This is a genomic window from Odoribacter sp. N15.MGS-14 (assembly GCF_000980245.1).
Taxonomy (GTDB): Bacteria; Bacteroidota; Bacteroidia; order Bacteroidales; family Marinifilaceae; genus Odoribacter; species Odoribacter splanchnicus.
Genome location: NZ_LARE01000033.1, coordinates 22,737 through 33,254, shown reverse-complemented (window position 1 = coordinate 33,254; position 10,518 = coordinate 22,737). Strand labels below are relative to the sequence as shown.

Annotated in this window: 9 protein-coding genes; 7 read left to right on the top strand and 2 right to left on the bottom strand. The window is 43.3% G+C overall.

Annotation, left to right across the window (positions count from 1 at the left end; all coding sequences use genetic code 11):
- The 5 genes from WS34_RS08690 to WS34_RS08670 form a co-directional block, all read left to right on the top strand.
- The coding region (locus WS34_RS08690) for a hypothetical protein (protein WP_046404326.1) at window positions 1-354 on the top strand (354 nt) is incomplete at its 5' end.
- A gap of 117 nt (window positions 355-471) precedes the next feature.
- A complete protein-coding gene (locus tag WS34_RS15540) occupies window positions 472-1,314 on the top strand; it encodes a TlpA family protein disulfide reductase (RefSeq protein WP_286693690.1) in 843 nt (280 codons plus the stop codon).
- Between the two features lie 404 nt (window positions 1,315-1,718).
- Window positions 1,719-2,090 (top strand): MmcQ/YjbR family DNA-binding protein, encoded by a 372-nt coding sequence (locus WS34_RS08680; protein ID WP_046404324.1) that lies wholly within the window; start codon window positions 1,719-1,721, stop codon window positions 2,088-2,090.
- 268 nt (window positions 2,091-2,358) lie between these two features.
- Window positions 2,359-2,898: a hypothetical protein gene (locus WS34_RS08675; protein ID WP_022161181.1), complete on the top strand. Its 540-nt coding sequence runs from the start codon at window positions 2,359-2,361 to the stop codon at window positions 2,896-2,898.
- A gap of 3 nt (window positions 2,899-2,901) precedes the next feature.
- On the top strand, window positions 2,902-4,299 hold the full coding sequence (locus tag WS34_RS08670) for a calcineurin-like phosphoesterase C-terminal domain-containing protein (RefSeq protein ID WP_046404322.1): 1,398 nt from the start codon (window positions 2,902-2,904) through the stop codon (window positions 4,297-4,299).
- Window positions 4,300-4,447: 148 nt separating this feature from the next.
- On the opposite strand, the gene WS34_RS08665 is transcribed toward WS34_RS08670, so the two are convergent.
- Together WS34_RS08665 and rnhB are read right to left on the bottom strand one after the other, a co-directional pair.
- A complete protein-coding gene (locus tag WS34_RS08665; RefSeq protein ID WP_046404319.1) occupies window positions 4,448-5,956 on the bottom strand; it encodes a GH3 auxin-responsive promoter family protein in 1,509 nt (502 codons plus the stop codon).
- 89 nt (window positions 5,957-6,045) lie between these two features.
- Window positions 6,046-6,645, bottom strand: coding sequence for a ribonuclease HII (gene rnhB / locus WS34_RS08660; RefSeq protein ID WP_046404317.1), 600 nt, complete (start codon window positions 6,643-6,645; stop codon window positions 6,046-6,048).
- Between the two features lie 103 nt (window positions 6,646-6,748).
- On the opposite strand from rnhB, the gene WS34_RS08655 reads away from it, so the two are divergent.
- Window positions 6,749-7,207 carry a DUF4268 domain-containing protein gene (locus WS34_RS08655; protein ID WP_013613305.1) on the top strand — a complete coding sequence of 153 codons (459 nt, stop codon included), beginning with the start codon at window positions 6,749-6,751 and terminating at the stop codon, window positions 7,205-7,207.
- 94 nt (window positions 7,208-7,301) lie between these two features.
- Window positions 7,302-10,505 (top strand): SusC/RagA family TonB-linked outer membrane protein, encoded by a 3,204-nt coding sequence (locus WS34_RS08650; protein ID WP_046404316.1) that lies wholly within the window; start codon window positions 7,302-7,304, stop codon window positions 10,503-10,505.
- Window positions 10,506-10,518 lie beyond the last annotated feature (13 nt).

The window sequence follows — 10,518 nt, the reverse complement described above, 5'->3', positions numbered from 1 at the left end:
GATAAGATCGATTTGATTTTCCATAAGGATAAGGACGGGAAATTCCATGCGGTAAATCCTGCTTCCGAATGGGCTGATACATTGATGTGGAATGCCGGGGTACCGGATTACAGGCATGAGGAAATGAACGTTACCCGAATCGGCATTTCCAATATCAAGACACCGTGGTTGCAGATATCGGAGGATGAACTCGGTACGATGGAATTAACCTCGGAGATTACGAGAAAAACGAATCTGACTGCTTCCAATTCCAATGGTTATACGATTTACGGATTTATTCAGTCCGATGGACGTAAAGGCATTTTTGCCTATCGTTCGAATCATTTGATTTCGAAAGTACAGTTCAAGGAATAGTTGAAAATTCGACTTAATAGATATTTAACGCAGTTTTGACTTAATATTAATAAGTCGGAACTGCGTTTTTTCGATGCTTTTCCTAATTTTGGACATCATTAAAACAAAATTTATACTATGAAGTTAAAGAACATTATTCTTGCAGGGGTGTTGTGTCTCAGCGCTACTGTAAACGTATGGGCACAGGATGCCTATGAAAATTTCCGGAAAGAGATGAAGATCCTCGAAGATCAGGAACGGGTATTTTGGAATGTCATTTTCGGTAAAGAAAAGTATTCTGATGAATATAAGGGAATCGTATCCAAACCGTTTCAGACCATCCGCGAGGCTAAGGTAGCGTTGGCGAAACAGTCTATCGATGCCAATCTGAACGATAAACGCTTTATTCAGGTATTAAGTATTTATGTGCAGAATTTCTTGACCAATGATGAGTTGGAAGCTTATATCGACAAGTTTGCTCCCGAGGTGCAGACGACGGAAGAATGGAAAGAAAAGAAAGAGTTTTGTAAGAACTATCGTCTTTCCCGTCCGGGATGTCCGTTTATCGATTTCACGGTTAAAGACATTAAGGGTAAGGAAGTGAAACTTTCAAAGGTAGTGAAGAAGAATAAATTGGTACTCATTGACTTTTGGGCATCGTGGTGTGGTCCTTGCCGGGCTTCTATTCCTGAATTGAAACGGATTTATGAGAAATATCATGACCAGGGATTGGAAATTGTGGCGATTTCTTTGGATGATGACCGTACAAAATGGGAAAAAGCCTCGAAGGATGAGAATTTCCAATGGATCAATTGTAGTAATTTGATGGGATGGAAAGACCCGATTTCAAAATCTTATGCAGTGACAGGTATTCCTTGTTGGGTATTGGTGGGAAAAGACGGACGGATTCTTGAAGCGAATCGTTCCCGGCAGGGGGCTTTCGAAAAAGCAGTGGCTGACTATCTGAATTCAGTAAAATAGGATAACAACGTAAAAAGAGTCATATCTTTACCTTTCCGAGGAGGTCGATATGACTCTTTTTCAAAAGATATTGTTTACTTTTTTCCTGTATTTTTTTTCCTCGTTTTTTATTTCATTTTCTGCTCAGGAGTTTGTAAAAGGGGTCTTCTTCTGCTGTTGGTTATAATGCCCTCCACCACATTATCGACCTCCCATTTGGCTTTGACTCGCTCCCGATTGTCAAGTCCGCCCCTTTACTTGGCGTGATATAAGTGTCGGTTAATATATCTACTATGTCATCAGTTGTTTATCTCCGTATAAGGCTTAAACACAAAAGATATAGAGAACAATTGCGCAGTCCACACCAAATACTTATTTTTGTAAACAGTAAGTTGGTTGTAGGTTGTACTTCTTAAAGGGAGCTTATGAATATCGAGGATTTTCGGGAATATTGTCTTTCATTGCCGCACGTAACAGAAAAAATGCCTTTCACGACTGTTAAAGACCCATACAGTCGTGAGGTACTTTGTTTTTATATCGGCAGTAAATGGTTTTGCTATGTCAACATCGAAGTCTTCGATCGGTGTTGTGTGAAGTCAACACCGGAGGATGCAGAAGAATTACGGATGCGCTATGAAGGTATCCGTCCCGCCTGGCACATGAACAAGCGAATGTGGAGCGATGTCTATTTTAACCGGGATGTGCCAGACAAGACCATTTTTGAGCTTGTCCGCCAGTCTTACGAATTGGTATATCAGTCGTTGACAAAAAAGGAAAAACTTGCTCTAGGAGGATAAAAAACGAATATAAATAGAGAAGTCAAAGAATATGTTTCAAACTTTAGAATCAGATTTAAAATCAATTTCTTACAGAAAACTATTCCGATCAAGTAACTCAGCTATCTATGTGTCCGGTTAGGTTTGAAGTGCTCCCTTCATAAATACAAAAACGCTGTACGGTACCCCAAATTTAACCGAATCGAAATAATTTATTCACCAAGCTGTAATTTCTCTGTTCTTACTTTGCATTGAAAAATAAAGAAAATCACATTGAATAAAAAAGAATATGAAAATTACAATTTTATTTTTAGCACTTATTGCATTAGGTTTCTCGGTAAAAGCTCAACGGATGGCTTTGGCCGACAACAAGACACATGGAACGACTGCAGCTTCAACCAGTACTCCTATACCGGCGAAAACTCCTCAATTTGTATTCACCAATTATGGGATCGACCTGAATCATGCAGACCTGAAAGAATATCCCCAGCACTTCCTCGGGGATCGGATTGCCCGCAAACTGTATGCTACCCAGAAAGTATATGTTCGCCGGCATACAGCAACGGTAGGATTCACCGATAATACGATGGAAATCTATAAACCTGCGATTTATAACTCGGTCATGAAGCTGGACAGTTATTTCAAAAAAGCAGTCCGCCGGCAGGAAATCAACGAACAAACAGCTACGGCAGAACTGTCGAAATGCCTGGATGCAGCCTTTGTCGCTTACTATGAGGAAGAAACCGGAGAGCTCGAAAAAGCCCTGAAAAAGGCCAAATCTCCTGAAGAAATATTAACTGTTTTCAATTCTATCTTAATCAAAGAATAAATCATGAACCTGACAATTTGTTTATCGGCAGCATTTCTGATTCTCAGTAATGCTGCTTTCTGTATGCCTATCCGTGGACAGGTAAAAGCAGGAAATAAAGGATTATCCCATGTTGTCATCACCGACGGAATAAATTTCACCCAGACAGACACAAAAGGGAATTTCCTACTCGACACCGACCAGGAAGCCCGTTTCGTTTACCTCCTGACCCCGGATGGATATGTGGCCGATTACCAATCGGGAACTCCTGAATTTTATCTGCCTTTGGATCTGGAAAAAGAAGATTATATCTTCCAGCTAACCGAGACAGGAAAAAAGAGTCATCATACCCTGCTAGCCATCGCGGACGTACAAACCAAAACGGATGAACAGTTCCAGCGTTTCCAGGCCCAAAGTATTCCCGACCTGAAAGAGATGATTGCAAGTTATCCCCCGGCGACTCCGGTCACCGGAATCAGTCTGGGAGATATCGTCTGGGATCATTTCGAACACTTCCCGGTCTACAAAAAAGAAATGGCCCGACTAAAGATACCTTTCTATCCCGTTATCGGTAATCACGACCATGATAAGGAAATCTTGCCGGACAAAGCTTCTGCCCACACCTACGAAAAATATTTCGGTCCGACTTATTATGCTTTTCAGTTAGGAAAAGTCTATTGCATTGTACTAGACAACATCCTTTACGAGGGAAATAAAAAATATACCGAAGCCCTGACGGAGGAACAAATTCAATGGGTAGACCAACTTTTAAAGTACCTTCCGGAAAATGCTCCAATCCTCATCGCCACCCATTCCCCTTTTTATTATACTGACCGGGGTATCATCCCCGGCGGAGAAGAATTGTTCGGTATTTTGAAAAACCATCCTGTCAGTCTGATCTCAGGGCATACCCACCTGAATTCCAACCATGAAATCAAACCCGGTATTATCGAACACAATATAGGAGCCATCTGCGGAACTTGGTGGACAGCCGATGAAAATCGTGACGGTACCCCTAACGGTTATGATGTTTTCGAAATTACAGGCTCGAAAATAGCATGGTTTTATAAATCCGTAAGCCATGAGCGCAACTGGCAATTTAAAGTATTTCCCCGGGGAACTATGAAAGAAAAACCGAACAGCGTCATTGCCAAGGTCTGGAACTGGGATAAAAAATGGCAGGTGAAATGGTATGAAGACGGAACCGCTAAAGGGGAAATGCAACGTTTTAACGGCTATGATCCCGATTATCTGGAATATGTCGGCCGATTGAAGACCGAGAAATATACCCAACCCCAGGAATCTTTCTTTTATTTTGAAGCTACTCCATCTGAAAAAGCCCGGGAAATCGAGATCGAAGTCACCGACCGTTTCGGACATATTTTCCCCCGGCAAAAAGTGGTACTCCTCCCCGATAAATAAACCTTCCGGACATGAAACCGGTATACTCCCACAGCCTCAGGTATAACTCATTCAACAATAAAACAGCCGGAAAACAGCACAGGGGATGGTCTGGAAAATAGGCCTACAATCTATAAGCCCCTCCGGAAGCCCTGTCCCTGTCCGAATTTTATTTCCGGTCCAGCAGCAATAACTCTTCAAGATGTGTCCGGTCATTCCAAAGCCGGGGCACTTTGTGTTGTCCTCCCAGTTTGCCATTCTCTTTAAGCCAGTCGTTGAAAAGTCCGGGACGGGCGATATGCAGGCGTAAACGCTCCAGAGATAACAACCGTTTGGCTTCATAATCGGAATTTAATTTTTGAAGTTCCTGATCCAGGAGACCGGCAAAATACTCCGGATCGGCAGGAGGTGTATTGAACTCGATCAACCATTCGTGAGCGCCTTTTTTCCCTTCTTCCATAAAGACAGGAGCCGCAGTAAATTCGTAAACATCTGCGCCGGTCTCTGCACATGCCCGTTTGAGCGCCTCTGTTGCATTATCGATGATCAGTTCCTCTCCAAAAGCATTGATAAACAATTTTGTGCGACCGGTAATCCTGAACTTATACGGTTTAACCGAAGTAAATTGAATGGTATCTCCGATCATATAACGCCATAACCCTCCATTGGTCGTAATGATAAGCGCATAATTGACCCCGGTTTCCACTTCTTCCAATAATAAAGTCCGGGGCTTGGTTTTACCGAGCTCACTCATAGGGAGAAATTCATAGTAAACCCCATAGTCCAACATCAGCAACATAGAAGAATCTTCCGGATCATCCTGTAAACCGAAGAAACCTTCCGAAGCGTTGTAGGTTTCCAGATACTTCATCTTAGGATCGGGCAGAAGACGTTTGTATTGTTCCCGGTAAGGAATAAAACTAATCCCACCATGAATAAACAACTCCAGGTTAGGCCACACTTCATGCAGGTTATTTTTTCCTGTTTTTTCCAAAATTTTATGAATGACCGTCAAAAACCAGGAAGGAACTCCTGCCAGGCAACGGACATCTTCTTTGATCGTCGTCTCACATATCTTCTCGATTTTCTCCTCCCAATTGCTCATCAGCATGATAGATGAATCGGGGGTTTTCATCATATTGGCCCAAAAAGGGGTATTAGAAATCATAATGGCCGACAAATCACCGTACTGGCAATTGTTATTACTTTTAGAAACCTCGCTACTCCCCCCCAAAGCCAGAGTCTTTCCACTAAATACCTGTGCTTCCGGATAGAGCCGGTTAAAAATAGCGATGACATCTTTTCCCCCTCTGAAATGACAATTTTCAAGTACAGAAGAACTTACCGGGATGAACTTACTTTTGGCATCAGTAGTCCCCGACGACTTGGCGAACCATTTGATCTCTTCGGGCCAAAGCAAATTATTCTGCCCTTCCATAGTCCGCAGGACCAGATCCCGGATATCTTCATAATGGACGATCGGCAAACGTTCCCGGTATTGTTCGGCAGTCAAAATAGTGTTAAAGTGATATTTCTGACCATATTCGGTGTTTGCTGCCAGAGTTAATAATTCCTGTAACGTATCCCGTTGTACTTTTATCGGATTGGCCTTGAAAAAGTCAATCTGTGCCAACCGTTTCTGGGTGAAAATACTTAATATCGAATTGATGAAAGCCATATAAAAAGTAAAAGTTTAAAAGGTAAAGGCTAAAAGCAATAAACTAAATACAAAAGAAGGGAGCAAGTTTTAATGCATAGGTTCTTATTTTAAAATTGAATTTTTAACTGTGAGTCCAATAAAGTAAAACTGGTACGATGAAATTCCGTAACTCCAGCCTGTTCGATTCCTTTCCGGTGTTCCTGTGTCGGATACCCCTTGTTTTTTTTCCAATTGTAAACGGGAAAAAGAGCATGAAGGTTTTCCATATATTCGTCCCGGTGAGTTTTTGCAAGCACGGAAGCCGCTGCTATGGACATATATTTACCGTCACCTTTAACAATACAAAGGTGAGGAATATCTCTGTATTTTTTAAAACGGTTACCGTCGACAATGATGTGTCCGGGACGTACTTTCAATTGGTCTAAAGCCCGGTGCATCGCCAGAATAGAAGCATTCAGAATATTGATCTTGTCGATTTCGTGATTATCGACACTAGCCACAGCCCAAGCCAAAGCTTCCCGTTCGATGATCGGACGGAGCCCGGCCCGTTGTTTTTCCGAAAGCTGCTTAGAGTCATTGAGCAATTCGTTGGAAAAATTATCCGGCAGGATTACGGCAGCAGCAAAAACAGGACCTGCCAGACATCCCCTCCCGGCTTCGTCACATCCGGCCTCTATACTGTGATAATCGTATTTTAGTTCTAACATAAGCAATTAAACTAAGGCATAGACGTTATAAACTTTCGCCCAATTAATTCTATCTTTGCAAAGATAATTATTTTCATTTTTTTATATTCAATTTTCAACGATTATGTGGTCGAAGGAGGAAGCAAAAGAGCTTAAAATCAATTTTTGGAACGGATTTAAACGCTATTGTTCCAAACATAAGATTTACCGGAAATGGGTGTTGACAGGAGTTAAAATCAAGTCTACCCAACTCAAATTTTATGCCGATGAACAAAAAGCTCTGGTATTGTTCCAAATCGACCATAAAAACGATTTGAGAAGATACGAAATCTACGAATGTTTTCAGTCTTACCGGAAACTCATGGCAGCGGATTGCGGGGAGGATCTGCATTGGGACGAAGATTACCTCGGCATGGGCGAACGCCCGTTAAGTGTGATTTATTTCGAATTGAAAGATGTCAATCTATACCATCCCGCGGATTGGGATAAAATATATGCTTTCTTCGCTGAAAAAATGCCGTTATTGGAACAAGCTTACTGGGAATACCGCGATCTGATCAATGAGAGGATAAAAAATAGTTGAGTCGTGACGGGTTAACGGAATCTTCACTTTTTTGTAATGATTCCGTTTTTTCTTGAATATACTTTTACACCTGTAAAAAATAATTAAAATTACTATGAAAAGTAGGTGTAAAATCAGTATGACAAAACGAATTTTTACGACTTTATGGGTCTTATGTCTTGCCTGTAAGTTAGGTTTCGGGCAAGATATGGTGTTATCGGGCACCGTCAAAGATGTGCAGGGAAGTCCGATGCCCGGGGTGGCCGTCCTGATAAAAGGAACAACGCTGGGAGTGGTAACACAAAATGACGGGACTTATTCTTTATCTATGGGGCAAGCAGATAAAGACGCTGTGCTCGTTTTCAGCTTTTTAGGCTTTAAAACACAGGAATTGAAATGGAACGGCAAAACAGTGATCGATGTTACCCTGGAAGAAGAACGGCAAGAATTGGAAGGCGTAGTAGTCACAGCTTTAGGGATTAAGAGAGAAGAAAAAGGCCTGGGCTATTCCACCCAAACCGTTACTGAAAAGATGATGTCCGATGCGACACCGACCAACTGGGCTTCTGCATTGGTCGGAAAAGTAGCCGGAGCAAATATCCTGTCGACTTCTTCCGGTCCGATCTCCTCCGCCCGGATTACTTTACGCGGGGATGCTTCTTTAAATATCGACGGCAACAATGCCTTGATCGTATTGGACGGAGTGCCTTTAAACAGTCAGATGACAGGTGATGGTTCGAACTCCTACGGAGCCGGAGGTGGTGGTGACGTACCGGTAGATTACGGGAATGGCATAGCCGACATCAATCCGGATGATATCGCCAGTATCCAGGTGCTGAAAGGAGCTACCGCAGCTGCTTTATACGGAAGCCGGGCAGCCAATGGGGTGATGCTCGTGACGACGAAATCAGGCGTGAATAAAAAGAAAAAATACCTGGGAGTGACTTTTAATTCCAACTCCAGTTTCGACCGGGTATTACACTGGCCTGAATTTCAGGAAGAATACGGTCAAGGTGATTTAAAGACCAATGCTTCGGGCAAACTATATTACTCTTACGGAGATTCTGAAGACGGAGCCGCTTCAGGCAATGTAGCTCTTTCGTTCGGGCCTAAACTGGACGGTTCGCTCTATTATCAATACGACCCCGAAACCCAACAGATGGGTACGGTCCGTACCCCATGGGTGAAGAGAAATCATCGTAAAGCATTCTGGCAAACAGGTTATACACTCGTCAACAGTATTGCGATCGACGGTTCGTCGGAAAAAAGTGCCGTTCGCCTATCGCTTACTTATACCAAAAATGAGTGGATCATGCCGAACACGGGTTTTAACCGGATCGCCGTATCGGGCTCCTTCCAAAACCAGGTAACCGATAAGTTAAGAGTTTCCGCCAAGGTCAATTATGTCAAACGGCAAAGCGATAATCTGCCGGCAACGGGATATAACAACTCCTCTATCCCTTATTTTATGATCCTGACCAATCCGAGCGTCGATGTACGCTGGTACCAACAACGCTGGGTGAAAGGGAAAGAAGGACGGGAAATATTGCGTCCGTTCAGTCCCTGGTTGGACAATCCTTACGTTATCGCCTACGAATGTCTGAATCCGATGGAAAAACACGGTGTTGTCGCAACCGGTTCGATCATCTATGAATTTTCACCGAAATGGGAATTGATGATCCGTTCCGGTATCGACCTGAGTTTCGATACCCGCGAAATGATCCGTCCTTATGGTCTGAAGAATTTCCCCAAAGGATATTACCAGCAACAAGATGTATTCAGCTACGAAAACAATACGGACGTTCTACTTACCTACCGGAACCAATTGAGCAACAGTTTCAATCTGAGTGTATCGGTAGGAGCCAACCGGATGGACAATAAATACAAAATGCAACAGGCTTACGTAAAAGACCTGATCACTCCGGGAGTTTATAAACTGAGTAACGGAGTCGCTGCCCCGATCACCACCTTTACGGAAAGAAACAAACGGGTAAATAGTGTGTACGGCACAGCCACCTTATCTTATGCCAATAAGATCTTTCTGGATGTAACCGGACGGAACGACTGGTCGAGTACACTCCCCTCCGGCAACAACTCTTTTTTCTATCCTTCTGTGAGTACGAGTTTTATACTTTCAGACCTATTCCGCCTACCCGAACAAATATCGTTTGCCAAGTTGAGAGCTTCCTGGGCACAGGTAGGAAATGATACCGACCCCTATAAAACAGCCAAATATTATAATACCTCTGCCTTTCCGGGATCGGCTTCCGTATCTTCCACGCTTTACAATGCCAGATTCAAACCCGAAATCTCCAATAGCATAGAGGTCGGACTGGATTGGCGGATGTTCAAGCAGCGTTTCGGACTGGATCTGGCTTTTTATAACAATATCACCCGGAATCAGATTCTCGACGTACCGATGGATCAAACGACCGGTTATACCAAAGCAACGATGAACTCCGGGAAAGTGCGTAACCGCGGTATCGAACTACAACTGGACGGAACCCCGGTAAAAACAAAAAATTTCACCTGGAATTCAACTTTTACCTGGGCGAAAAATTACAACAAGGTATTGTCCCTGGCAGCCGGTTTGACCGATGGACAGACCATTGCTTATACAGGAGGTACTAATTGTGCCCTGATTGCAAAAGTAGGTGGTTCTATCGGTGATATTTACGGTTATAAACTAAAACGGGCCCCTGACGGACAAGTTGTTTGGAAAGACGGGATCACGGCCCGGACAACCGAATTCGAATATGTAGGGAATGCCTATCCCGCCTGGAAAGCCGGTTTCTCGAACGAGTTTTCTTACAAAAATTTCCGGGTAAGCATATTGTTCGACGGTCAATGGGGAGGTATCGTTTATTCCCAGACTCACCATAAAATGACCGAACACGGAACATTGAAACATACCCTGAAATACCGGGAAAACCCCAATTTTGAAGTCGTCGGTGAAGGTGTGATGCTGGATGAACGGGGGCAGTATGTACCCAACAATGTACCGATCTCTGTATCCAAATACTACGCCGATTATTGGAGGCGTGCCAATGTAGAGACCAACTCTTTCGACGCTTCTTTCCTGAAGCTCCGGGAAGCCCGTATCGAATATACGATTCCCTCGGCGGGGTTGAATAAGATCGGTATCGAACGCCTGACCCTCGCCTTGTACGGGCGTAATCTGGCCATGTGGACAAAAGATTTCCCGGTATACGATCCGGAAGTCGCAACCCTGAATAACGGTACCATCGTTCCGGGTTCGGAAATGGGGCAATTACCTTCTACCCGAACCATGGGCTTTAATCTGACACTGAAATTCTGATCATCGTTCGTTA